The organism is Streptomyces sp. NPDC051243, assembly GCF_044455405.1.
In the GTDB taxonomy this organism is placed as follows: Bacteria; Actinomycetota; Actinomycetes; order Streptomycetales; family Streptomycetaceae; genus Streptomyces.
In genome coordinates this window covers 62,258-86,425 of sequence record NZ_JBITES010000021.1, presented here as the reverse complement: position 1 = coordinate 86,425, position 24,168 = coordinate 62,258, and the positions used below count along the sequence as shown (strand labels likewise).

Annotated in this window: 24 protein-coding genes; 19 read left to right on the top strand and 5 right to left on the bottom strand. The window is 69.6% G+C overall.

Annotation, left to right across the window (positions count from 1 at the left end; all coding sequences use genetic code 11):
* Positions 1 to 103 precede the first annotated feature (103 nt).
* The 4 genes from ACIBAG_RS40035 (at position 104) to ACIBAG_RS40020 (ending at position 4,744) form a co-directional block, all read left to right on the top strand.
* On the top strand, positions 104 to 1,861 hold the full coding sequence (locus ACIBAG_RS40035) for a protein kinase (RefSeq protein ID WP_399112341.1): 1,758 nt from the start codon (positions 104 to 106) through the stop codon (positions 1,859 to 1,861).
* Positions 1,862 to 1,990: 129 nt separating this feature from the next.
* Positions 1,991 to 2,839 (top strand): prepilin peptidase, encoded by an 849-nt coding sequence (locus tag ACIBAG_RS40030; protein WP_399112340.1) that lies wholly within the window; start codon positions 1,991 to 1,993, stop codon positions 2,837 to 2,839.
* A gap of 92 nt (positions 2,840 to 2,931) precedes the next feature.
* Positions 2,932 to 4,131, top strand: a complete 1,200-nt coding sequence (gene mqnC / locus ACIBAG_RS40025) for a cyclic dehypoxanthinyl futalosine synthase (RefSeq protein ID WP_399112339.1) — start codon at positions 2,932 to 2,934, stop codon at positions 4,129 to 4,131.
* A gap of 7 nt (positions 4,132 to 4,138) precedes the next feature.
* Complete coding sequence (locus ACIBAG_RS40020) at positions 4,139 to 4,744, top strand: imidazolonepropionase-like domain-containing protein (protein WP_399112337.1); 606 nt, start codon at positions 4,139 to 4,141, stop codon at positions 4,742 to 4,744.
* An 82-nt stretch (positions 4,745 to 4,826) separates the two neighbouring features.
* Here ACIBAG_RS40020 and ACIBAG_RS40015 read toward each other — a convergent pair whose 3' ends face one another.
* Positions 4,827 to 5,759, bottom strand: a complete 933-nt coding sequence (locus tag ACIBAG_RS40015; protein WP_399112335.1) for a hypothetical protein — start codon at positions 5,757 to 5,759, stop codon at positions 4,827 to 4,829.
* On the opposite strand from ACIBAG_RS40015, the gene ACIBAG_RS40010 reads away from it, so the two are divergent.
* Both ACIBAG_RS40010 and ACIBAG_RS40005 read left to right on the top strand, forming a co-directional pair.
* The gene (locus tag ACIBAG_RS40010) at positions 5,749 to 5,874 is read left to right on the top strand and encodes a hypothetical protein (protein ID WP_399112333.1); all 126 of its coding nucleotides are present in this window, start codon (positions 5,749 to 5,751) and stop codon (positions 5,872 to 5,874) included. The two genes, ACIBAG_RS40015 and ACIBAG_RS40010, sit on opposite strands and share 11 nt — an antisense overlap.
* Positions 5,871 to 6,566 carry a demethylmenaquinone methyltransferase gene (locus tag ACIBAG_RS40005; protein ID WP_399112331.1) on the top strand — a complete coding sequence of 232 codons (696 nt, stop codon included), beginning with the start codon at positions 5,871 to 5,873 and terminating at the stop codon, positions 6,564 to 6,566. Before ACIBAG_RS40010 ends, ACIBAG_RS40005 begins: the two co-directional genes overlap by 4 nt.
* A gap of 55 nt (positions 6,567 to 6,621) precedes the next feature.
* On the opposite strand, the gene ACIBAG_RS40000 is transcribed toward ACIBAG_RS40005, so the two are convergent.
* Both ACIBAG_RS40000 and ACIBAG_RS39995 read right to left on the bottom strand, forming a co-directional pair.
* On the bottom strand, positions 6,622 to 6,933 hold the full coding sequence (locus ACIBAG_RS40000; protein ID WP_399112329.1) for a PASTA domain-containing protein: 312 nt from the start codon (positions 6,931 to 6,933) through the stop codon (positions 6,622 to 6,624).
* A 110-nt stretch (positions 6,934 to 7,043) separates the two neighbouring features.
* Positions 7,044 to 7,574, bottom strand: coding sequence for a GNAT family N-acetyltransferase (locus tag ACIBAG_RS39995; RefSeq protein ID WP_399112328.1), 531 nt, complete (start codon positions 7,572 to 7,574; stop codon positions 7,044 to 7,046).
* Between the two features lie 97 nt (positions 7,575 to 7,671).
* Here ACIBAG_RS39995 and ACIBAG_RS39990 point away from each other — a divergent pair, with 97 nt between their 5' ends.
* A complete protein-coding gene (locus tag ACIBAG_RS39990) occupies positions 7,672 to 8,979 on the top strand; it encodes a geranylgeranyl reductase family protein (protein WP_399112326.1) in 1,308 nt (435 codons plus the stop codon).
* A gap of 73 nt (positions 8,980 to 9,052) precedes the next feature.
* Here ACIBAG_RS39990 and def read toward each other — a convergent pair whose 3' ends face one another.
* The gene (def, locus tag ACIBAG_RS39985; protein ID WP_399112324.1) at positions 9,053 to 9,682 is read right to left on the bottom strand and encodes a peptide deformylase; all 630 of its coding nucleotides are present in this window, start codon (positions 9,680 to 9,682) and stop codon (positions 9,053 to 9,055) included.
* A 90-nt stretch (positions 9,683 to 9,772) separates the two neighbouring features.
* On the opposite strand from def, the gene ACIBAG_RS39980 reads away from it, so the two are divergent.
* The gene (locus ACIBAG_RS39980) at positions 9,773 to 11,632 is read left to right on the top strand and encodes an FAD-dependent oxidoreductase (protein ID WP_399112322.1); all 1,860 of its coding nucleotides are present in this window, start codon (positions 9,773 to 9,775) and stop codon (positions 11,630 to 11,632) included.
* A 114-nt stretch (positions 11,633 to 11,746) separates the two neighbouring features.
* On the opposite strand, the gene ACIBAG_RS39975 is transcribed toward ACIBAG_RS39980, so the two are convergent.
* Positions 11,747 to 12,574 carry a C40 family peptidase gene (locus ACIBAG_RS39975; RefSeq protein WP_399112321.1) on the bottom strand — a complete coding sequence of 276 codons (828 nt, stop codon included), beginning with the start codon at positions 12,572 to 12,574 and terminating at the stop codon, positions 11,747 to 11,749.
* Between the two features lie 714 nt (positions 12,575 to 13,288).
* Here ACIBAG_RS39975 and ACIBAG_RS39970 point away from each other — a divergent pair.
* From ACIBAG_RS39970 to nuoK, 11 genes are read left to right on the top strand one after another with little or no spacing between them, the layout of a single operon-like run.
* A complete protein-coding gene (locus ACIBAG_RS39970; RefSeq protein ID WP_003992243.1) occupies positions 13,289 to 13,648 on the top strand; it encodes an NADH-quinone oxidoreductase subunit A in 360 nt (119 codons plus the stop codon).
* A 15-nt stretch (positions 13,649 to 13,663) separates the two neighbouring features.
* Positions 13,664 to 14,218 (top strand): NADH-quinone oxidoreductase subunit B family protein, encoded by a 555-nt coding sequence (locus ACIBAG_RS39965; RefSeq protein WP_003998928.1) that lies wholly within the window; start codon positions 13,664 to 13,666, stop codon positions 14,216 to 14,218.
* Positions 14,215 to 14,985, top strand: coding sequence for an NADH-quinone oxidoreductase subunit C (locus ACIBAG_RS39960; RefSeq protein WP_399112319.1), 771 nt, complete (start codon positions 14,215 to 14,217; stop codon positions 14,983 to 14,985). Before ACIBAG_RS39965 ends, ACIBAG_RS39960 begins: the two co-directional genes overlap by 4 nt.
* A complete protein-coding gene (locus ACIBAG_RS39955; protein ID WP_399112318.1) occupies positions 14,982 to 16,304 on the top strand; it encodes an NADH-quinone oxidoreductase subunit D in 1,323 nt (440 codons plus the stop codon). The genes ACIBAG_RS39960 and ACIBAG_RS39955 overlap by 4 nt, the downstream gene beginning before the upstream one ends.
* Entirely contained in the window at positions 16,301 to 17,173 is an 873-nt protein-coding gene (gene nuoE / locus ACIBAG_RS39950; RefSeq protein WP_399112317.1) for an NADH-quinone oxidoreductase subunit NuoE, read from the top strand. The genes ACIBAG_RS39955 and nuoE overlap by 4 nt, the downstream gene beginning before the upstream one ends.
* Entirely contained in the window at positions 17,173 to 18,522 is a 1,350-nt protein-coding gene (nuoF, locus tag ACIBAG_RS39945; RefSeq protein WP_399112315.1) for an NADH-quinone oxidoreductase subunit NuoF, read from the top strand. The genes nuoE and nuoF overlap by 1 nt, the downstream gene beginning before the upstream one ends.
* Complete coding sequence (locus ACIBAG_RS39940; RefSeq protein ID WP_399112313.1) at positions 18,519 to 21,023, top strand: NADH-quinone oxidoreductase subunit G; 2,505 nt, start codon at positions 18,519 to 18,521, stop codon at positions 21,021 to 21,023. Before nuoF ends, ACIBAG_RS39940 begins: the two co-directional genes overlap by 4 nt.
* A complete protein-coding gene (gene nuoH, locus ACIBAG_RS39935) occupies positions 21,020 to 22,384 on the top strand; it encodes an NADH-quinone oxidoreductase subunit NuoH (protein WP_399112312.1) in 1,365 nt (454 codons plus the stop codon). Before ACIBAG_RS39940 ends, nuoH begins: the two co-directional genes overlap by 4 nt.
* Positions 22,377 to 23,018 (top strand): NADH-quinone oxidoreductase subunit NuoI, encoded by a 642-nt coding sequence (gene nuoI / locus ACIBAG_RS39930; protein ID WP_399112310.1) that lies wholly within the window; start codon positions 22,377 to 22,379, stop codon positions 23,016 to 23,018. Before nuoH ends, nuoI begins: the two co-directional genes overlap by 8 nt.
* Complete coding sequence (locus ACIBAG_RS39925; RefSeq protein WP_399112309.1) at positions 23,015 to 23,857, top strand: NADH-quinone oxidoreductase subunit J; 843 nt, start codon at positions 23,015 to 23,017, stop codon at positions 23,855 to 23,857. Before nuoI ends, ACIBAG_RS39925 begins: the two co-directional genes overlap by 4 nt.
* Entirely contained in the window at positions 23,854 to 24,153 is a 300-nt protein-coding gene (nuoK, locus tag ACIBAG_RS39920; RefSeq protein ID WP_009310327.1) for an NADH-quinone oxidoreductase subunit NuoK, read from the top strand. The genes ACIBAG_RS39925 and nuoK overlap by 4 nt, the downstream gene beginning before the upstream one ends.
* Positions 24,154 to 24,168: the final 15 nt, after the last annotated feature.

Sequence of the window (24,168 nt, the reverse complement as noted above, 5' to 3'; positions counted from 1 at the left end):
AGACTCCAAGGGGCCCCAAAGGAGGGGCGCTTCGGCGGGGCGGCGCTAACCTGCTGGCAGTTCCACGGGCGCGACAGGCCGTACGGGGGAGGGGTGGGCGCCGATGCAGCCGCTCGGAGTTGACGAACCGACCGCCGTCGGGCCGTACCGGCTGCTGGGGCGGCTCGGTTCCGGCGGGATGGGGCGGGTGTACGTCGGACGCAGCGCGGGCGGCCGTACGGTCGCCGTCAAGATCGTGCATCCGCACTTCGCGCTGGACGAGGAGTTCCGCGCCCGCTTCCGCCGGGAGGTGGCGGCGGCGCGCCGGGTGGGCGGTGCCTGGACGGCGCCCGTGCTGGACGCGGATCCGGAGGCGGCGGTGCCGTGGGTGGCCACGGCGTTCGCGGCCGGACCCTCGCTGGCGGCGGCGGTCACGGGCTCGGGTGCGCTGCCCGCTCATTCCGTACGTGTGCTGGGGGCCGGGCTGGCCGAGGCGCTGGCGGCGGTGCACGAACTGGGGCTGGTGCACCGGGATGTGAAGCCGTCGAACGTGCTGCTGACACTCGACGGCCCCCTGCTGATCGACTTCGGCATCGCGCGCGCCATGGACGGCACGGCGTCCCTGACGTCGACCGGCGTCTCGATCGGCTCGCCCGGCTACATGTCGCCCGAACAGATCCTGGGCGAGGGGGCCACGGGTGCGGCGGACGTCTTCTCGCTGGGCGCGGTGCTGGCGTACGCGGCGACCGGGGAGCCGCCGTTCTCCGGGGACACTTCGGCGGCGCTGCTCTACAAGGTCGTCCATGAGGAGCCCGAACTCGGCTCGACGGACGGTGCGCTGAGCGGCGAGCTGCGGGAGCTGGTGGAGGCATGCCTGGCCAAGGAACCGGGCGCGCGGCCCGCGCCGGGGGAGGTGGCCCGACGGCTGGCTCCGGACGGCGCCGCTCGGGCGGTGGCGGGTGGGTGGTTGCCGGGGCCGTTGGTGGAGCAGGTCAGTCGCAGTGCCGTGCGGCTGCTGAATCTGGAGACGGGGGAGGACGTCGCCTCGGGGCCGGTGGAGTTCAGCCGGCAGGCGACCGTCGGGGAGTTCGGGCCGCCGCCGGTGATGCCGGGAGCGGCGCCCGGGACCGCGCCCGCGACCGGTTCCGGCGCCGGGGAGCCTGTTCCCGCGCCCGAAACGCGTGACGCCGTGCCTTCCCAGGTCACGGCCCCGCCTCCGCAGGGCAGCGGCCCGGCCCCCCAGATCACGGCTTCGCCTCCGCAGGACACGGCCCCGGCATCCGAGAACCGCCCCGGCAAGCTCTCCCTCTCCGTCGCGGCGGCCTCGACGCCGGGGGACGGAGGGCGTGGGCGGCGGCTGAGCTGCACGGTGGCGCTCGCGGTGGCGGGGGCGCTGGCCGCGGTGACGGTGGGGTCCGTGTTTCTGTTCGAGCTGCTGCCGGGCGGCGGGGGCCAGGACACCAACGCGGACTCGGGAACGGTCTCGCCCCAGACGCCGGGCGAGGAGGTGTCCGCCACCCCGGCCGCGGGCTCCGTCCCCGCCCGCTACCTCGGCACCTGGGAGGGCGAGGCCGAAGCGCTGGGCGGCAGGTTGCCGGCGGGGACTTTCCGGCTCACCGTGCACCGGGCCGACGTCGGCGACGAGTTGGGCACCCTGCGGCAGACGGACCTGCTCGGCGGCGTCTGCAACGACGTACTGACCCTGAAAGAGGTGACGGCGAAGGAGCTGGTCGTCACCTCCGTGGGCAAGAAGGGCAACCACGGCGGGTGCAACCCGACCCCGCACACCGTCCGGATCACTCCGGCGGGCGACGACCTGGTGTATCGCTCGGAGAGCGACGCGGAGGGCAGTCCCGAGGCGCGGTTGTCGAAGGTCGGGTAGGCACCGGGACCCTCTACTGTGTCTGCTGCTCAGGTGCGCATGACGACGGGGGAGGGCGACCATGGCGACACCGCAGCCCGACGAGCCGCGGGAGTCGGGCGGCCACCGACTGCCGTGCGGACTCGTCCGATGAGCACCGCTCTGCTGGTTCTCGCCGCCGCGCTCTGGGGTGCGGCGGCGGGGGCGCTGCTGCCCAGGGCCGCCTACCGGTTCTCCGTGCCTGAGGAGTCGGAGGAGCCGGAGAACTCAGAGGGGGCGGAAGAGCCGGAGGAGCCGGAGGAGGGGTGGCGGGAGCGGTGTCCGGGCGGGCATCCCTTCGTGGGGTTCGGCGGGGGGTGGATCGGGCGGGCCCGGTGCGGACAGTGCGGGACTGGTTCACCGTCCAGCTCCGGCACGCCGGTCGGCCTCCGCACCCGGTGCAGCCCGGGCACGCTGTACGGCCCCGGCGCCCCGACGCTCGCCACCGTCACCGCCCTGGTCTGCGCCGCCCTCGCCGCCGCCACCGGCACCCGGCCCGAGCTGGGCGTCTGGCTGCTGCTGGCGCCGGTCGGGGTGCTGCTCGCGGTCGTCGACCTCCGGGTGCGGCGGCTGCCCGACCCGCTCACCCTCCCGCTCGCGGCCGCCGCGCCGGCGCTGCTCGGCCTGGTCGCCCTCGTCCCCGAACACTCCGGCGACTGGTCGACCGCCCTGTGGGCCACGCCCGCGCTCGGCGCCTTCTACTACCTGCTGTGGCTCATCAACCCCCGCGGCATGGGCTTCGGCGACGTGAAACTGGCGCTCGGCGCGGGGGCGGTGCTGGGCTGGTACGGCTGGCCGACGGTCATGCTGGGCACCTTCGCCGGGTTCCTGTCCGGGGCGCTGTACGGCTGGGGCCTCGTACTGACAGGGCGGACCGGGCGCAAGTCGGCGATCCCGTTCGGGCCGTTCCTGCTCGGCGGGACGTTCGCGGGGCTGCTGATCGGGGCGTACGCGGCCTGACGTCCGTACGGCAAAAGGCCTGGCGTAGGCTGGTTCGGTCCGCCCATAACCGGGTGGATCTGTCCACAACCCTTGACGAAAGGGACGCCCCGGTGACCGAGAAGGCCGACCTCCAGTCTGTGCTCGACCGTGCCGCAGCGGGCGGGCGGATCACCCCAGAGGAAGCGCTCGACCTCTACCGCGACGCCCCGCTGCACGCCCTGGGCGCGGCCGCCGACGCCGTACGCCGCCGCCGGTACGCGGGCACCGAGCACATCGCGACGTACATCATCGAGCGCAACATCAACTACACGAACGTGTGCGTCACGGCGTGCAAGTTCTGCGCCTTCTACGCGCCGCCGAAGGACACCAAGAACGGCTGGACCCGGGACCTGGACGACATCCTGCGCCGCTGCGCGGAGACCGTCGAACTCGGCGGCACCCAGATCATGTTCCAGGGCGGGCACCACCCGGACTACGGCGTCGAGTACTACGAGAAGCACTTCAAGGCCATCAAGGACGCGTACCCGCAACTCGTCATCCACTCCCTCGGCGCGTCCGAGGTCGAGCACATGGCCCGGATCTCGAAGGTGTCGGTCGAGGAGGCGATCCAGCGCATCCACGCCGCCGGCCTGGACTCCTTCGCGGGAGCCGGCGCGGAACTGCTCCCCGAGCGTCCCCGCAAGGCCATCGCGCCGCTCAAGGAGTCCGGCGAGCGCTGGCTGGAGATCATGGAGACCGCGCACAACCTGGGCGTGGAGTCCACCTCCACCATGCTGATGGGCACCGGCGAGACCAACGCCGAGCGCATCGAGCACCTGCGGATGATCCGTGACGTACAGGACCGGACGGGCGGCTTCCGCGCCTTCATCCCGTACCTCTACCAGCCCATGAACAACCACCTGAAGGGCCGCACGCAGGCCACGATCTTCGAGTACCTGCGGATGATCGCGATCGCCCGGCTCTTCATGGACAACATCGCCCACATCCAGGGTTCCTGGCTGACCACCGGCCAGGACGCGGGCCAGCTGACCCTGCACTACGGCGCGGACGACCTCGGTTCGGTCATGCTGGAGGAGAACGTCGTCTCGGCGGCCGGCGCCAAGCACCGCTCCAACCTGCAGGAAATGATCGACATGATCCGTACGGCGGGGCGGGTCCCGGCCCAGCGCTCCACCACGTACGAGCACCTCGTCGTCCACGACGACCCGGCGAACGACCCCGTCGACGAGCGGGTCGTCTCCCACATCTCCTCCACGGCGATCGAGGGCGGCACGGCCCACCCCGAGCTGAAGATCCTCGCCTCCAACTGACGTACTCGTGCTGACGATCCACGCGGACTCCAAGGGGCGGGCGCTCGCCGTGCAGGGCGCGTGGATCGCCGACGTGGGTGAGTTGGCGGATCTGGTCGCCGCCCATCCGCGGGCCCGGGTGCGGGAGTGGCCCGGCATCCTCACACCCGGACTGATCAACCTCCACGGCAACGAGCTGCTGGAGGAGGCCTACCACCCCGACCCACGCGAGGCCGACGAGTTGGGCACCGAGCCACTGACCGGCGACGCGTTGGCGGCGCTCACCATGGACGACGCCCGCTGGGGAGCGAGTGCGCGGCGGGGGGTGCAGCGGATGCTGGCGCACGGGACGGTCCGGGTGGCCTGCGAGGAGTTGCGCAACCGGGCGGTGCGGGACGCTGTGCACCGCTCGGGACTGGCGGTCATGGGACGGCTCGGACGCCCTGGCGGGACCCCGGCGCTCGACCCGTACGACTCCGGGTTGCCGGTGGAGTTCGCGGAGCCGAGGGAGCGGAATTCCGCAGCCAACTTCGCGGTGTTCGACGTAGGGGACGAGACGGAACTGGCGAAGCGGGGCGCGGGGACGTGCGTGGCGACGGTGGTGGACGGCCGGTTGGTCTACCGCCGACGGTGAGTGAACGTTTTTAGGGGGGCGCGGGGAACTGCGCGATCGGCCGCCAACGGCCCGCAGTCCGCTACCACAGAAGCGACCGAGCTCATCCCGAAAACGCCACCGCAAACGCCCCGTCCGCCTGATCCACCCCACTGCAATTGGTCAACGCGTCATCCTCCGAATCCTCCCCACACTGCTGATCCCGGAATGTCGCCCACATGGACACCCACCCGACCCCCTTCTCCTCCGCGAACTCCCGCACCTGAGCCGCATCCTCAAGCGTGAACGTCTCGCCGTCGACGTCATTCACCCCGAGCATCGAGGTCAACGCCATCGCATTCCAAGCGGTAGCGTCCGCCGTACCGAAGATCTCCTTCAACTGGGCATGCGTGGCCTTCGCGGACGTGAGCGCGTAGTCCCCCATGTCACCGGTGTACGACTCGCCGTAGTTCATGGTCATGATGTTGACCGTGGAGACCTGCACGTCATGCGAGTTGGCGGACTCCAACAGCGCCACACCGCCGCTGGGCGACGCACCGGGCAATGCGTCCTCCACTTCCTCTGGGAGCCGCCGGACAACTGCTTCGGCAGCGCACTGACCGACCTGGCCGCCTTCCTCTTCTGCTGAATCCTCGGCTTCGCGCACCGGGAGGGTGTCCTGCGCCGCCTCAAGCCGCTCGCCGTCACCGTCCTCTCCCTCGCGGCGATGGCGTACGGCGGCTGGTTCGCCCTCACGCACCAGGCCGAGACGGGTTCGTACGACCTGGACGACATCCCCCTCGCCCAGGCGTTCTGGTCGGCGGGCCTTGTGACGCTGCTGATGTACGCGAAGGAGTTCTTCCGGATCGACTTCGCCTGGCTCACCCGCTTCCCCCGCCTCGACCGCCTCGTCACGGTCTTCAACGCCCGCGCCGTGACGGTCTACCTCTGGCACGAGATCGCCCTGATCCTCGCCGTCCCGCTGATCGACAGTTCTGGAACGTGCCGCGTTCGAGAAGTACCTGCCGCTGGAGAGCCAGTGGTTCATGTTCGGCATCGGCTGGATACTGATCGCCGTGTTCGTCCTGCTGTGCGGCTGGGTGGAGGACGTGGCGGCCAAGAAGAAGCCGGAGCTCGTCCCCGGAGGCCGTACTGCCACAATGGGCCCGTGACCCGCGCATCCCTGGACAAGCAGCCGCACGAAGTCGCCTCGATGTTCGACAACGTGGCGGAACGGTACGACCTGACCAACGACGTGCTGTCGCTCGGCCAGGACCGCAGATGGCGCAAGGAGGTCGCGAAGGCCGTCGACGCCCGACCCGCGCAGAAGGTCCTCGACCTGGCCGCGGGAACGGCCACCTCCTCGCTGCCCTTCGCGCGGACCGGCGCGTACGTCGTGCCCTGCGACTTCTCCCTGGGCATGCTCCAGGTCGGCAAGCGCAAGCACACCTGGCTGCCGTTCACGGCGGGCGACGCGACGAGGCTGCCGTTCAAGGACGACACCTTCGACGCCGTGACGATCTCCTTCGGACTGCGCAACGTCCAGGACTTCGACGCCGCCCTGCGCGAGATGTACCGGGTCACGCGGCCCGGCGGCCGAGTCGTGATCTGCGAGTTCTCGCACCCGACCTGGGCGCCCTTCCGCACGGTCTACACCGAGTACCTGATGCGCGCTCTGCCCCCGGTCGCGCGCACGGTGTCCTCCAACCCCGACGCGTACGTCTACCTCGCCGAGTCCATCCGCGCCTGGCCCGACCAGCCGGCCCTCGCCGAGCGTCTGCGCAAGGCCGGCTGGTCGAAGGTGGCCTGGCGGAACCTGACGGGCGGGGTGGTCGCCCTGCACCGCGGCTTCAAGCAGAGCTGAGCATCGGTTTCAAGCAGAGCTGAGCATCTACTTCAAGCCGAGCTGAGCATCTACTTCAAGCAGAGCTGACAACGGCGTACGGGTCCCCGGGCTCGTCCAGCTCGCGCTGCAGCCCACCCGACGGCGGCCGGGGGATGCGCGGCTCGCGTACGCCTCCGCCGCCCTCGCCATCGCCGAAGTCGAACCAGATGTAGACCATCGAGTCCCGCGGCACCTCGGCACCGGGCTGGGGATACTGGCGTACGACGTAGTCGACGACCGTGAGGTGGAAGTCCGGTCGGTCCGGCGCGTTGAGGAGCAGGCCGTGCGACTTCGCTGCCTCACGTGCGTCCATGGCCATCAGTCCGACGAGCTTCGGCACTCGCACCTCGGGCGTTTTGGGTGTTATGCGCACAGATGTCACCCCCAGCGGTACTGGCAGGGTAACCGCCCGGGGGTACCGTCCGGAAGCGCTGAGTGCCTTTCTGTAGCAGTCAGCTACTCAGAGTTACCGCTCGGGCTGGGCAGAGCCAGCCGGTAGCAGTGCCCCTTCTGCTGCCCGTCCGGCGTGGTGAACACCTCGGCGAGCTCCATCCCCAGCCGCCGCGTCACCGCGATCGACCGCGCGTTGCGGGCGTCGACCATCGCCACCACGCTCGGCACCCCGGCCGCCTCGACCCGCTCCAGCGTCAGCCGCGCGGCCGCCGTGACATACCCCTGGCCCCAGTACTCCCGCCCGAGCCGCCAGCCGATCTCGATCTCCCCGACGGGACCCCAGTCCCGCTCCCACGGCTGCGCGCCGGTGAAGCCGATCACCCGCTCGTCCTCGTCGAGCACGGTCCACAGGCAGAACCCGCGCTCGGCGTCGTGCCGGCGCTGGCGGGCGGTGAGTTCCTCGTAGACGGACAGCTCCGCGGCCCTGCCGCCGTGGAACTCCATGACGTCCGGGTGGGAGAAGACCCGGTGCCAGGCGACCGCGTCCTCGTCGGTGGGCACTCGCAGCCGTACTACGGGGAGAGCTCGGTTCACAGGGCAGCCCTTCAGCCGGGTGATCAATTCTGCTGAATAGACTGCCCATGTCCAGTGCCGGTCGGCACGCAGATTTCGAACCCGGGGAGATCCAGCCGTGACCGTCGTGACCGAGCACCACTCCTCGCCCCTCTCCGAGAACACCGCCGACGTGATCGTCGTGGGCGCGGGGCCGGCCGGCTCCACGACGGCGTATCACCTGGCCAAGTCAGGCCTCGACGTACTCCTGCTGGAGAAGACCGAGTTCCCGCGGGAGAAGGTCTGCGGCGACGGCCTCACCCCGCGCGCGGTCAAGCAGCTCGTGGCGATGGGCATCGACATCTCCGAGGAAGCGGGCTGGCTGCGCAACAAGGGCCTGCGGATCATCGGCGGCGGTGTGCGCCTCCAGCTGGACTGGCCGGATCTCGCCTCCTTCCCCGACTACGGCCTCGTCCGCAAGCGCGACGACTTCGACGAGCAACTCGCCCGCCAGGCCCAGAAGGCGGGCGCCCGGCTCTACGAGCGCTGCAACGTCGGCGCCCCGATCATCGACGACCGCACCGGCCGGATCACCGGCGTCCACGCCAAACTCGGCGAGGAGAAGCGCGAGGTCACCTTCCACGCCCCGCTGGTCGTCGCCGCCGACGGCAACTCCACCCGTCTGTCCCTCGCGATGGGCCTGCACCGACGCGAGGACCGTCCGATGGGCGTGGCCGTACGGACGTACTTCGAAAGCCCTCGCCACGACGACGACTACCTGGAGTCCTGGCTGGAGCTGTGGGACCGCCGCGGCCCGGGCGAGGACCGCCTCCTCCCCGGCTACGGCTGGATCTTCGGCATGGGCGACGGCACGTCCAACGTCGGCCTCGGTGTGCTCAACACCTCCGACTCCTTCAAGGAGCTGGACTGGCGCGAGGTGCTGAAGGCCTGGTGTGCGTCGATGCCGGAAGACTGGGGCTACACGCCGGAGAACATGACGGGCCCGATCCGCGGGGCCGCCTTGCCGATGGCGTTCAACCGCCAGCCCCACTACACGCGCGGTCTGCTGCTGGTCGGCGACGCCGGCGGACTGGTGAACCCCTTCAACGGCGAGGGCATCGCCTACGCCATGGAGTCCGGCCAGATCGCCGCCGACGTCATCGTCCAGGCCCACGCCCGCTCGACGCCCGGCGGGCGTGAACTCGCGCTGCAGCGCTACCCGCGCGTCCTGAAGGACACCTACGGCGGCTACTACACGCTGGGCCGCGCCTTCGTGAAGCTCATCGGCAACCCGAAGGTCATGAAGATCGCGACCCAGCGCGGCCTGACCCACCCGCTGCTGATGAAGTTCACCCTCAAGCTCCTGGCCAACCTCACCGACCCGACGGGCGGCGACGCGATGGACCGGATCATCAACGGGCTGAGCAAGGTGGCACCGAAGGCCTGAGCGACAGTGCCCAGGGCCTGAGCGGCAGCGACTAAGGCATGGGCGGCAGTGCCCAAGGCCCGAGCGGCAGCGACTAAGGCCTGCCGAGGGCCTCGATGTTGGCGGCCCGGCGCGCGAAGACCTCCTCCCGCCGGTCCGCCACCTGCCGCAGCGCCTCCTTCCGCTCCCGCTTGGAGAGCCGGTCCAGATAGAGCTGCCCCTCGCAGTGATCGGTCTCGTGCGCGAGGCAACGGGCGAAGTACCCGGTGCCCTCGATCAGGAGTGGTTCGCCGTCCTTGTCGAACCCGCGCACCACGGCCCGGTCCGGGCGCGGTACGTCCATCACCGCGCCCGGCACCGACAGGCACCCCTCGCTGTCGTCGAGGAGCCGGCGGCGCGTGGCGTCCAGCGGCTCCAGCACCGGGTTGACGATGTGCCCTACGTGCCGGACCCCGTCGTCGTCCGCGCAGTCGTACACGAACAGCCGCAGATCGACGCCGACTTGATTGGCCGCAAGCCCGGCCCCGTCGGCGATGTACATCGTCAGGAACATGTCGTCGATGAGCGCGGCGAGATCCGGCCCGAACTCGGTGACGTCCCGGCACGGCTTGTGCAGGACCTCCTCGCCCGTCTCGGTGATCCTGCGCACCGACCCGCGCCGGGCCTCGGGCGCAAGCGGCGGATACGACTCGACGGGCCTGCCCTGGACGAACACGCTTGGCATGGCTGCTTCTCCCTGCTGTTGTGAGGATGCTGTAGGTGACCGGGAAACGGGCTTCCGGCCTTCGGAGCCCCTCCCTACCCTCCGGGAATCATGACAACAGAACACACCCAGGAGCCCCAGGAGAAGACCGGCCGTGCCCCATCCGGCCACACCCGCAGACGCTTCCTCACGGCCACCGGGGGAGTCGCTTTCGCCGCAGGTGCCTTAGGAACGGCCAGCACGGCGTCCGCCGCGGCCCTGTCCAGCTCCGGCAGCTCCGGCAGCTCCGGCAGACGCGTCGCCGTCCTCGGCGGCGGAGTCTCCGGCCTGAGCGCCGCCCACGAACTCGCCGAGCGCGGCTACGCCGTCACCGTCTACGAGTACTACGACGCCCTCGGCGGCAAGGCCCGCTCGATGCCCGTCCCCGGCACGGCCTCCGGTGGCCGCGCGGACCTCCCCGCCGAGCACGGCTTCCGTTTCTTCCCCGGCTTCTACCGGAACCTGCCGGACACCATGCGCCGCATCCCCGTCCCGGGCAACGCGAACGGCGTCCACGACAATCTCGTCAGCGGCACCGAGGCCCTGTTCGCCCGTGCCGGCGGCCGCCCCGACCTGCACTTCCCGCTCCGCCGGGCCACCACCCCGCCCCGCCCCGGCGACCTCACCCCCGGCTGGATCCGCGACCAGCTCCTCTCGGTGCTGGACCTCGGCACCCGCCTGCCCGCCCACGAGGTCGCCTACTTCGCCGACCGCCTCCTCGTCCACCTCACCAGCTGCGACGCCCGACGCGAGCAGGTGTGGGAGAAGGTCGCGTGGTGGGACTTCATACGCGCCGAGGAGATGAGCGAGGAGTACCGGACCGTCCTCGGCGTCGGCCAGACCCGCAACCTCGTCGCCACGCGCGCGGAGGTCGCCTCCACCCGAACCGTCGGCCGGGTCATCATCGAGGCCCTGCTCCTGTGGGGCCTGCTCGGGCGCGGCATGGACGGCGACGCCGACATCGACCGCGTACTCAACGCCCCCACCAGTGAGGCCTGGATCGACCCCTGGGAGACCCACCTGCGCTCACTCGGCGTCGAGTTCGCCCTCGGAACACAGGTCCGGGAGGTCCTCTACGACGCCGGTCGCGTGAGCGGCGTCCGCGTCTCGGCCCGCGGCGGCGGCGACGAACGCACCGTCACCGCCGACCACTACATCTGCGCGCTCCCGGTCGAACACGCGCGCACGACGTGGGGCCCGGCCCTGCGCGCGGCGGACCCGCAGCTCGCGCGTTGCGACGCCCTCCAGACCGACTGGATGACCGGCGTGATGTTCTACCTGCGCACACCCACACCGGTCGTGCACGGCCACATCAACTGCCTCGACTCGCCCTGGTCGGTGACGGCCGTCGGCCAGGTCCAGTTCTGGGACGGACGGGACTTCTCCCGCGACTACGGCGACGGCCGCGCCCACGACTGCCTCTCCGCCATCATCTCGGAGTGGGACAAGCCGGGCATTCTCTACGGCAAGACGGCCAAGGAGTGCACCAAGGAGGAGGTCGTCGCCGAACTCTGGGCTCAGTTGAAGGACGGCCTCAACGACGCCGGCAAGACCACCCTCCGGGACGAGGACCGCCTCGGCTGGTTCATGGATCCGGCGGTGACCGGCCTGGGCGGCCCCGACCCGCAGAACCGCGAGCAGCTCCTCATCCACCCCACGGGGACCCTCTACAACCGCCCCACGGCCCGTACGAAGGTCCCGAACTTCTACCTCGCGGGCGACTACGTCCGCACCGACGTGGACCTGGCGACGATGGAGGGCGCCAACGAGTCGGCCCGCCTCGCGGTCAACGCGCTCCTGGACGCGGACAATTCGGACGCCGACCGCTGTGAGATCCGGGAGCTCTACCGGCCTCCGGAGCTGGAGCCCCTCAAGCGGATCGACGAGGTGCGCTACCGGCTGGGCCTGCCCAACACCTTCGACCTCGGATAGCGCCGAGGGTCACCTCGGACAGGACCGCCGAAGGCCACCTCGGACAGGACGGAGGGGCCGCTGCCCCCGAGCGGCTGCGGCCCCTTCCGTACGACTGTGCCGTACGGCCTCGCGTCAGAGTACGCGCACCGCACCCGACGCGGGGTAGCCGGAAAGGTCCTGGATGACGACGCCCTTGGACGGGTTGGCCGCGTCCAGGTACTGGCCGTTACCGATGTAGACGCCCACGTGGTAGGCGGAGCCCTTGCCGCCCCAGTAAAGGATGTCGCCGACCTGGATCTGCGAGAGCGGGATGTCGGTGCCGGACATCGACTGGTCCTGCGACACCCGCGGCAGGTCGACGCCGACCTGCTTGTACGCGGCCTGGACCAGGCTGGAGCAGTCCCACGCGTTGGGGCCGGTGGCACCCAGGACGTACGCGTCGCCCAGCTGCGCCTTGAGGAAGGAGATGACCGTCCCGACACTGCCGCTCGCGGGAGCGGACACGTCCGTGCTCGCGGACGCGGACAGGGTGGCGCGCTCGGCGCTGCGCGAGGCGGCGGCCTCGGCGGCGGCCCTGCGGGCCTCCTCCGCCTTCTTCTTCGCCTCGGCCTTCTTCTTGGCCTCGGCGAGGTCCTTCTTGGCTTCCTTGGCGGCCGCGGCGGCGGCCGCGTCACGCTCGGCGTCGAGCTCGTAGTTCGCCGCCGCCAGCTGGGTGGCGTCCGCGGACTGGGCGAGCTGGGCCGCCAGGTCACCCGTGAGGGTGGGCAGTTCGATGGTCTGGGTCACCGGCTCGGCGGCGTTCGCCGTGGCCGACGCACCCGCCGCTGCCATGCTGAGGACGCCACCGGCAACTCCGGCACGCATCGCGATGGACGACGACGCGCTGCGCCGGGGCTTCCGGTGGCTACGTATGTGAGCGGTGTGGGACATGAGAACAACGGGTATCAGGGGCTCCTCCATACCTTCAAGAAACGTGGGCTGCGCCACAGTTGCTCAATCGCCGCCCCAATTCCCCCGCGCTCCACTCTTTATTGACGCCGTAACGGACATTGCGGACGCGCCCTGTCACGCCCGTGATCACGGCCTTTCATCATTAAGTCCGGATTGCCCGCCGCCTACCACTGGTTGGGACCGGTGGCCAAGCCCGCTTCTCGGAGATCTCCCATTGATGTGGTGGAGGTCACGCAACGATTACGGCGTCGTGCGCGTCCTGTGCCCGAATCCCGCCCCGTGTCGCTCGTGAACGTGTGCACGCGTCCACATCCCGCTCCAAAGCTCCCTCTGAGGTGTGAACGCGCTCCTCTATCAAGGCGTGCCGTCCAGCGCCAATTTGCATGCAAGGGAACTCTCTTGATACTGAGACGCCCCTTCCGAGCTGCGCCGACGAGCGAAAATGTCACCTCTGGTGATCACTCGGACGCTTCTTGTACGAAGATCGACGCTCATCCAGCTTCATGATCCTTCGTCAGGTGGTGGAGATCACAAAGCTTGTGTAATACCCCGTGTCGCAGATCACAGAGCGGCGGGCATAAGATGCGAGGCAGTTGGGCTTGTGACCTGCTTCACATGTTCTCGATCTTCGCCGGGACGAGCGGGGCTCGTGAGATCGGTGGGGCGGCTGTGAGCCCAGTGCAACCGCCAGCAGTCAGTGCCGACTGAGAGGAGCGAGGAGCGGTGAACGCGTATGCGCCCATCCTCGTACTGGGAGCCCTCGGGGCAGGCTTTGCGATCTTCTCCGTGGTCATGGCCACGCTGATCGGTCCGAAGCGATACAACCGGGCCAAGCTCGAGGCGTACGAGTGCGGTATCGAGCCGACCCCCACGCCGGCCGGCGGCGGGCGCTTCCCCATCAAGTACTACCTGACGGCGATGCTCTTCATCGTCTTCGACATCGAGATCGTCTTCCTCTACCCCTGGGCCGTCACCTTCGACGCCCTGGGGATTTTCGGGCTCGTGGAGATGCTGCTCTTCGTGCTCACCGTCTTCGTCGCGTACGCGTACGTATGGCGGCGCGGCGGCCTGGAATGGGACTGAGGGGCCTTTAACGACATGGGACTCGAAGAAAAGCTGCCGAGCGGATTCCTGCTGACCACCGTCGAGCAGGCCGCGGGCTGGGTGCGCAAGGCGTCCGTCTTCCCGGCCACCTTCGGCCTCGCCTGCTGCGCCATCGAGATGATGACCACCGGCGCCGGCCGCTACGACCTGGCGCGCTTCGGCATGGAGGTCTTCCGCGGATCCCCGCGCCAGGCCGACCTGATGATTGTCGCCGGCCGGGTCAGCCAGAAGATGGCGCCGGTGCTCCGGCAGGTCTACGACCAGATGCCGAACCCCAAGTGGGTGATCTCCATGGGGGTCTGCGCCTCCTCGGGCGGCATGTTCAACAACTACGCGATCGTCCAGGGCGTCGACCACATCGTCCCGGTCGACATCTATCTCCCCGGCTGCCCGCCGCGGCCGGAGATGCTGATGGACGCCATCCTCAAGCTGCACCAGAAGATCCAGACCTCCAAGCTCGGCGTGAACGCCGAGGAGGCGGCCCGCGAGGCGGAGGAAGCGGCGCTCAAGGCCCTGCCCACGATCGAGATGAAGGGGCTGCTGCGGTGAGCGACGCGAACGGCACCAATGGAGCGAACGGGGCGAACGGCTCCAACGGGGTCAATCCCGAGAAGGACCTCTCCGCCTCCAACCTCCCCGGCCAGCGCGGCCAGGGCGGCGAGGAGATCCGCGTCCAGCGCGGCATGTTCGGCGCCAACAACGGCGGCGACACCTCCGGCTACGGCGGCCTGGTCCGCTCGGTCCGGCTCCCGGGACCGGCGAGCAGGCCGTACGGCGGCTGGTTCGACGAGGTCGCCGACGAACTCGAGGGCGCGCTGGAGGAACAGGGGCTCCTCCCCGACAACGCCATCGAGAAGACGGTCGTCGACCGCGGCGAACTCACCTTCCACATCGAACGCGAGCACCTGGTCCGCGTCGCCCGCACCCTGCGCGACGACCCGGCCCTGCGCTTCGAACTGTGCACCGGCGTCAGCGGCGTCCACTACCCGAGCGACAAGGGCCGCGAGCTGCACGCCGTCTACCACCTGCGCTCGATCACCCACAACCGGCTGATCCGCCTCGAGGTCAGCGCCCCCGACAGCGACCCGCACATCCCGTCGCTCGTCTCCGTGTACCCGACCAACGACTGGCACGAGCGCGAGACGTACGACTTCTTCGGCATCGTCTTCGACGGTCACCCCGCCCTGACGCGGATCATGATGCCGGACGACTGGCAGGGCCACCCGCAGCGCAAGGACTACCCCCTCGGCGGCATCCCCGTCGAGTACAAGGGCGCCCAGATCCCGGCTCCGGACCAGCGGAGGTCGTACTCGTGAGCACGCAGTCAGCATCCGCCCGTGAGACCACCGAGGGCACCGTATACACGGTCACCGGTGGTGACTGGGACGAGGTCGTCGAGTCCGCGGCCCGCGCCGACGACGAGCGCATCGTCGTCAACATGGGCCCCCAGCACCCCTCCACCCACGGAGTGCTGCGCCTGATCCTGGAGATCGAGGGCGAGACCGTCACCGAGGCCCGGTGCGGTATCGGCTATCTCCACACCGGCATCGAGAAGAACCTCGAGTACCGGACCTGGACGCAGGGCACCACGTTCGTGACGCGCATGGACTACCTGACGTCCTTCTTCAACGAGACCGCCTACTGTCTCGCCGTCGAGAAGCTCCTCGGCATCGAGGACCAGATCACCGAGCGCGCCAAGATCATCCGGGTGCTCCTGATGGAGCTGAACCGGCTCTCCTCCCATCTGGTGTGCATCGCCACCGGTGGCATGGAGCTCGGCGCCACCACGATCATGATCTACGGATTCCGTGATCGTGAAATGATTCTCGACATCTACGAGCTCATCACGGGCCTGCGCATGAACCACGCGTACATCCGGCCCGGCGGACTCGCCCAGGACCTGCCGCCAGGCGCGGTGGACCAGATCCGCGAGTTCGTGAAGAAGATGAAGAAGAACCTCCCGGAGTACGACAAGCTCGCCACCGGGAACCCCATCTTCAAGGCCCGCATGCAGGACATCGGCTACCTCGACCTGGCCGGCTGCATGGCCCTCGGCGCCACCGGCCCGATCCTGCGCTCCACCGGCCTGCCGCACGACCTGCGCAAGGCACAGCCGTACTGCGACTACGAGACGTACGACTTCGAGATCCCGACCGCCGACACCTGCGACTCCTACGGGCGCTTCCTGATCCGCCTGGAGGAGATGCGCCAGTCGCTCGGGATCATCGAGCAGTGCCTGGACCGGCTTCAGCCCGGCCCGGTCATGGTCGCCGACAAGAAGATCGCCTGGCCCGCCCAGCTCGCTCTGGGACCCGACGGGCTCGGCAACTCCCTCGACCACATCAAGAAGATCATGGGCACCTCCATGGAGGCCCTGATCCACCACTTCAAGTTGGTCACCGAGGGCTTCCGCGTCCCGCCGGGACAGGCGTACGCGGCCGTCGAGTCGCCCAAGGGCGAGCTCGGGGTGCACGCCGTGTCCGACGGCGGCACCCGCCCCTTCCGGGTCCACTTCCGCGACCCGTCCTTCACCAACCTGCAGGCCATGGCGGCGATGTGCGAAGGCGGCCAGGTCGCCGACGTCATCGTCGCCGTCGCGTCCATCGACCCCGTGATGGGAGGCGTCGACCGGTGACCACCTCTTCTTCCGAGCGGGGCGTCAGCCTGGGCATGCCCCAACTGCCCGCACCCGGCTACCCGGACGACGTTCGAGCCCGGCTGGAGGCCGACGCGCGCGAGATCATCGCCCGCTACCCGGACTCCCGCTCCGCCCTGCTGCCGTTGCTGCACCTCGTGCAGTCGGAGGAGGGCCATGTCACGCGCACCGGGATGCAGTTCTGCGCGGACATGCTCGACCTGACCACGGCCGAGGTCACCGCGGTCGCCACCTTCTACACGATGTACCGGCGCAAGCCGAGCGGTGACTACCAGGTCGGCGTCTGCACCAACACCCTGTGCGCGGTGATGGGCGGGGACGCGATCTTCGAGGAACTCCAGGAGCACCTGGGCGTCGGCAACGGCGAGACCACCGACGACGGCAAGGTCACCCTGGAGCACATCGAGTGCAACGCGGCCTGCGACTTCGCGCCGGTCGTGATGGTCAACTGGGAGTTCTTCGACAACCAGACCCCGGCGAGCGCCAAGCGCCTCGTCGACGACCTGCGCGCGGGGAGGCCCGTCGATCCGACGCGCGGGGCACGGCTGTGCACCTTCAAGGAGACCGCGCGGATTCTGGCCGGCTTCCCCGACGAGCGGCCCGGGGCCGTCGAGGAGAGCGGCAGTGCGGGACCGGCGTCGCTGGTGGGCCTCCGCCTGGCCAGGGGAGAGGCCGCACCCGCGCGCGTGGTCCATCCGCGGGAGGGCGGCCCGCACGGGGGGCCGCAGGACAGGGCAATGCACGAACCGTCGCCGGCTGAACACCTCAGCTCGCACGACGCGCCGCAGAAAACGTCCGCGTCCGACCCAGCCCACCCGGCAGGGCCTGTCGCCGAGGAGGGGGAGTGATGACGTTGGCACCCGAGCTGAAGGAAAACAGCCCCGAGAAGCTGCTCGCACCCGTGCTGTCGGCCTTCTGGGACGAGGACAGGTCCTGGACGCTGGACGTCTACCGAAGGCACGAAGGGTACGAGGGGCTTCGCAAGGCGCTCGCCATGTCGCCGGACGACCTGATCGCGTACGTCAAGGACTCCGGTCTGCGCGGGCGCGGCGGCGCGGGATTCCCGACGGGAATGAAATGGCAGTTCATTCCCCAGGGTGATGGAAAACCGCACTATCTAGTTGTCAACGCCGACGAATCGGAGCCCGGAACCTGCAAGGACATCCCGCTCCTCTTCGCGAACCCGCATAGCCTCATCGAGGGCATTGTCATCGCGTGTTATGCCATCAGGTCTTCGCATGCCTTCATCTATCTGCGTGGTGAAGTCGTCCCCGTGCTGCGGCGGTTGCACTCGGCCGTGAGCGAGGCCTATGCGGCCGGCTACCTCGGCGAGAACATCCTCGGCAGTGGCCTCGACCTCCAACTCACCGTGCACGCGGGCGCGGGCGCGTACATCTGCGGTGAGGAGACCGCACTGCTCGACTCGCTCGAAGGCCGCCGTGGTCAACCGCGGCTCCGTCCCCCCTTCCCTGCGGTGGCAGGTCTCTACGCCTGCCCGACTGTTGTGAACAACGTCGAGTCGATCGCCTCGGTTCCCGCGATTCTGAATCGGGGCAAAGAATGGTTCCGGTCGATGGGCAGCGAGAAGTCCCCGGGCTTCACGCTCTACTCGCTCAGCGGCCATGTCGCCAACCCCGGCCAGTACGAGGCCCCGCTCGGCATCACGCTCCGCCAGCTGCTGGAGATGAGTGGCGGAATGCGACCCGGGCACCGGCTGAAGTTCTGGACGCCCGGCGGCTCCTCGACGCCGATGTTCACCGACGAGCACCTCGACGTCCCTCTTGACTACGAAGGAGTGGGCGCCGCCGGTTCCATGCTCGGCACCAAGGCGCTCCAGTGCTTCGACGAGACGACCTGCGTCGTCCGCGCCGTCACCCGCTGGACCGAGTTCTACGCCCACGAGTCCTGCGGCAAGTGCACGCCCTGCCGCGAAGGCACGTACTGGCTCGTGCAGTTGCTGCGCGACATCGAGGCCGGCAAGGGCGTGATGAGCGACCTCGACAAGCTGAACGACATCGCCGACAACATCAACGGCAAGTCCTTCTGCGCCCTCGGCGACGGCGCCGCCTCGCCGATCTTCTCCTCGCTGAAGTACTTCCGCGAGGAGTACGAGCAGCACATCACGGGCCGTGGCTGCCCCTTCGACCCGGCCAAGTCGACGGCCTGGGCCGATCACCGCACGGAGGTGAACGCATGACCGTGACCACCAATGCTCCCTCGGGAGGGGGAGAGGCGGCGGTCCCGCCGGAAGATCTGGTGTCGCTGACGATCGACGGCATCGAAATCAGCGTGCCGAAGGGCACCCTGGTCATCCGGGCCGCCGAACAACTCGGCATCGAGATCCCCCGCTTCTGCGACCACCCCCTCCTCGACCCGGCAGGCGCCTGCCGCCAGTGCATCGTCGAGGTCGAGGGCCAGCGCAAGCCGATGGCGTCCTGCACGATCACGTGCACGGACGGCATGGTCGTGAAGACGCACCTCACCTCGCCGGTCGCCGAGAAGGCCCAGAAGGGTGTGATGGAGCTCCTGCTCATCAACCACCCGCTGGACTGCCCGGTCTGCGACAAGGGCGGCGAGTGCCCGCTGCAGAACCAGGCCATGTCGCACGGGCACGCCGAGTCCCGCTTCGAGGGAAGGAAGCGGACGTACGAGAAGCCCGTGCCGATCTCCACGCAGGTGCTGCTCGACCGTGAGCGGTGCGTGCTGTGCGCCCGCTGCACCCGGTTCTCCAACCAGGTCGCGGGCGACCCGATGATCGAGCTGCTCGAGCGCGGCGCGCTCCAGCAGGTCGGCACCGGCGAGGGCGACCCGTTCGAGTCGTACTTCTCCGGCAACACCATCCAGATCTGCCCCGTCGGCGCGCTCACGTCGGCGGCCTACCGGTTCCGTTCGCGTCCCTTCGACCTGGTCTCCTCACCATCGGTGTGCGAGCACTGCTCCGGCGGCTGCGCGACGCGTACGGACCACCGGCGCGGCAAGGTCATGCGGCGCCTCGCCGCCAACGACCCCGAGGTCAACGAGGAGTGGATCTGCGACAAGGGCCGTTTCGGGTTCCGGTACGCCCAGCAGCGCGACCGGCTCCAGACGCCCCTCGTGCGCAACGCCGAGGGCGACCTCGAACCGGCCTCCTGGCCGGAGGCACTGCAGATCGCGGCCCAGGGGCTGCTCGCCTCACGCGGCCGGACCGGGGTCCTGACCGGCGGCCGGCTCACCGTCGAGGACGCCTACGCCTACAGCAAGTTCGCGCGCGTGGCGCTCGACACCAACGACATCGACTTCCGCGCGCGCGTGCACAGCGGCGAGGAGGCCGACTTCCTGGCGGCGCGGATCGCGGGTCACGGCCGTGACCTCGACGGTACGGGCGTCACGTACGCCTCACTGGAGAAGGCACCGGCCGTCCTGCTGGCCGGGTTCGAGGCAGAGGAGGAGGCGCCCGGCATCTTCCTGCGGCTGCGCAAGGCCTGGCGCAAGCACGGCCAGAAGGTCTTCGCCCTGGCCACGCACTCCACGCGTGGCCTGGAGAAGGCCGGCGGCACGCTGCTGCCCGCTGCCCCGGGCACCGAGACCGAGTGGCTGGACGCGCTCGCGAGCGGGGTCGGGCTGGAGGACGCGGGTGCCGAGGCGGCCGAGGCGCTGCGCGCCGAGGGTGCGGTGATCGTCGTCGGTGAGCGGCTGGCCGCTGTGGCGGGCGGACTCACCGCCGCCGTCCGAGCCGCCACCGCGACCGGCGCCGAGCTGGTGTGGATCCCGCGCCGGGCGGGGGAGCGCGGTGCCGTCGAGGCCGGTGCGCTGCCGTCGCTGCTGCCGGGCGGACGTCCCGCGACCGACCCACGCGCGCGCGAGGAGGTCGCCGCCGTCTGGGGCCTGTCCGATCTCCCGCTGCGCTACGGCCGTGACACCGGACAGATCGTCGAGGCCGCCGCCACCGGCGAACTGCAGGCCCTGCTGGTCGCGGGCGTCGAGGTCGCCGACCTGCCCGACCCGGCACGCGCGCGTGAGGCGCTCGCCGAGGCCGGGTTCGTGGTGTCGCTCGAACTGCGGCCGGGCGAGGTCACCGAGCGCGCCGACGTCGTCCTGCCCGTCGCAGCCGTCGCCGAGAAGGCCGGCACCTTCCTCAACTGGGAGGGCCGGGTGCGCTTCTTCGAGGCCGCGCTCAAGCCCGATCAGATGACCCGCCGGCTCGCCCCGACCGACGCGCGGGTGCTGCAGATGCTGGCCGACGCCATGGACGTACACCTGGGTCTGCCGGATCTGCGCACCACGCGCGCGGAGATCGACCGGCTGGGCCCCTGGGACGGGCCTCGGGCCACCGAACCCCTGGCGATCGCCGACCAGTTGCCGCGGCCGGCCGCCGGCGAGGCCGTTCTGGCCGGGCACCGGCTGCTGCTCGACCAGGGCCTCCTCCAGGAGGGCGACGAGGCGCTCGCCGGTACCCGGCACGCGGCCCACGCGCGCGTGTCGGCCGCCACGGCGGCCGAGGCCGGCGTCAAGGGCGGCGACGTGCTGGCCGTGACCGGCCCCTCCGGAGTCGTCGAACTCCCGCTGCAGATCACCGAGATGCCCGACCGGGTGGTCTGGCTCCCGCTGAACTCCACCGGTGGCGGCGTCGCCTCCGACACCGGGGCGCTGCCCGGCTCACTCGTCCGCATCGGCCCGGCGACCCTTGCGGCCGAGTCCCCGAAGGAGGTGGAGGCATGAGCCCGTACCTCGCCGCTGAAGACCTCTCGATGTTCGGCCGCGACCCCTGGTGGCTGGTCGTCATCAAGGCGGTGTTCTGCTTCGCCTTCCTGATGGTGACCGTGCTGTTCTCCATCGTCTGGGAGCGCAAGGTCGTCGCCTGGATGCAGCTGCGCATCGGCCCCAACCGGCACGGCCCCTGGGGCATGCTCCAGTCGCTCGCCGACGGCATCAAGCTGATGCTCAAGGAAGACGTCGTCGTCAAACGCGCGGACAAGGTGGTCTACGTCCTCGCACCGATCGTCGCGGCCATCCCGGCCTTCATGGCGATCGCGGTGATCCCCTTCGGTCCGGCAGGCAACGAGATCTCGATCTTCGGCCAGCGCACCACGATGCAGCTCACCGACCTGCCGATCGCGATGCTCTACATCCTCGCCGTCGCCTCGGTCGGCATCTACGGCATCGTCCTTGCGGGTTGGAGTTCCGGATCCACTTACCCGCTGCTCGGCGGCCTGCGGTCCTGCGCGCAGATGATCTCCTACGAGATCGCCATGGGAGCCGCCTTCGCCTCGGTGTTCCTCTACTCCGGGTCGATGTCGACCTCGGCGATCGTCGAGGCGCAGCAGGACCGCTGGTACATCGTCCTGCTGCCGGTGTCGTTCGTGATCTACATCGTGACGATGGTCGGCGAGACCAACCGCGCCCCCTTCGACATGCCGGAGTCCGAGGGCGACCTGGTCGGTGGCTTCAACACCGAGTACTCGTCGATCAAGTTCGCGATGTTCATGCTCGCCGAGTACGTGAACATGGTGACGGTCTCGGCGGTGTCGGTGACGCTCTTCCTGGGCGGCTGGCGGGCCCCGTATCCGGTCAGCGCCTTCTGGGAGGGCGCGAACCACGGCTGGTGGCCGCTGCTGTGGTTCGTGATCAAGGTTCAGCTGCTGCTGTTCTTCTTCATCTGGCTGCGCGGCACGCTCCCCCGCGTCCGCTACGACCAGCTGATGAAGCTCGGCTGGAAGGTCCTCATCCCGGTCTCCGTCGTCTGGCTGATGCTCGTCGCGACCGTGCGGACTCTGCGCAACGAGAACTACGAATTCGCCGACATCGCCCTCTACGTGGGCGGTGGCGTCCTCGCGCTGCTGATCCTCTCCTTCGTCGCGGACATGTTCCGCGAACGGACGAAGGCAGGCGCGCAAGGCGTCGAGGAACCCGCCGCCTTCGACGCGATGGCGGGCGGATTCCCCGTACCGCCACTGCCCGGACAGGAGCTTCCGCCCGTGCCGCGGCGCCGCCCGCGCCGGGAGCGGGAGCTGATTGTCAGTGGTGGGCCCGATACTCAGAGTGACGGATCTCTGGATGGAAAGGAGGCGTCCGATGGCTGAGGAGCCCAAGGAGACCAAGCCCGGTTTCCTGAACCCCGTGGCCGGCTTCGGCGTGACCTTCAAGGCCATGTTCAAGAAGCGGCTGACCGAGCAGTACCCGGAGCAGCAGAAGACCACCGCTCCGCGCTTCCACGGACGGCACCAGCTCAACCGCCATCCGGACGGCCTGGAGAAGTGCGTCGGCTGCGAGCTGTGCGCCTGGGCCTGCCCCGCCGACGCCATCTATGTGGAGGGCGCCGACAACACCGACGAGGAGCGCTACTCGCCGGGCGAGCGGTACGGCCGCGTCTACCAGATCAACTACGCCCGCTGCATCCTGTGCGGCCTGTGCATCGAGGCGTGCCCCACGCGCGCGTTGACGATGACCAACGAGTTCGAGCTCGCCGACTCCAGTCGCGCCAACCTCATCTACACCAAGGAGCAGCTGCTCGCCGGCCTGGAAGACGGCATGGTCGACACGCCCCACGCCATCTACCCGGGGACCGACGAGCAGGACTACTACCGGGGTCTGGTGACGGAGGCCGCGCCCGGCACCGAGCGCCAGGTGGCCCTCTCCAAGGGAGAAGTCCCCCAGGAGGCCGCCTCGACCTTCGGCGAGGACGAACCGGCGTCGGGGAAGGTGATCGGCCGATGACCGAGCAGCTCGCCGCCTACTCCACGTCCACCGGAGAGGCCGTCCAGTTCTGGATCCTCGGCACCGTCGCCGTGATCGGCGCCCTGTGCACCGTCTTCATGAAGAAGGCCGTGCACAGCGCGCTCTGCCTCGCGGGGACCATGATCGTCCTGGCGGTCTTCTATCTCGCCAACGGCGCCTACTTCCTGGGCGTCGTGCAGATCATCGTCTACACCGGCGCGATCATGATGCTGTTCCTGTTCGTGGTGATGCTCGTCGGCGTCACGGCCGCGGACTCCCTGAGGGAAACCATCAAGGGCCAGCGGTGGCTGGCCCTCCTCTGTGGCCTCGGCTTCGGCATCCTGCTCGTCGCGGGCATCGGGAACGCCGCGCTCACGGAGTTCAACGGCCTCGCCCAGGCGAACGCGAACGGCAATGTGGAGGGCCTCGCGGCCCTCATCTTCACCAAGTACGTCTTCGCCTTCGAGATCACCGGCGCCCTGCTCATCACGGCCACCGTCGGCGCGATGCTGCTCACCCACCGCGAGCGCACCGAGCGCGCCAAGACCCAGCGCGAGCTGGCCGAGCAGCGTGTCCGCGAGGGCAAGCACGTCCCGCCGCTACCGGCGCCCGGCGTGTACGCCCGGCACAACGCCGTCGACATCGCGGGCCTGCTGCCCGACGGCACGCCGTCCGAGCTGACGGTCAGCAAGACGCTGCGCGAGCGCGGCCAGATCCGTGACGTGTCCACCGAGGCGCTCAACGACCTGCGGGCCCTGGAGCAGCGCGCGGAGGAACGGCTGGAGCGGACAGCGATCGAGCCGTCGGCCTTCAAGCGGCCCGAGGAGGCATCCAAGTGAACCCGGTCAACTACCTCTATCTCGCCGCCCTGTTGTTCACGATCGGTGCCACCGGCGTGCTGATCAGGCGCAACGCGATCGTCGTCTTCATGTGCGTCGAGCTCATGCTCAACGCCTGCAACCTCGCGCTGGTCGCCTTCTCCCGGATGCACGGCAATCTCGACGGCCAGATCATCGCCTTCTTCACGATGGTCGTCGCCGCCGCCGAGGTCGTCGTCGGGCTCGCGATCATCGTGTCGCTGTTCCGTTCCCGCCACTCGGCCTCGGTCGACGACGCCAGCCTGATGAAGCTCTGAGGGGTCGGAAGAATC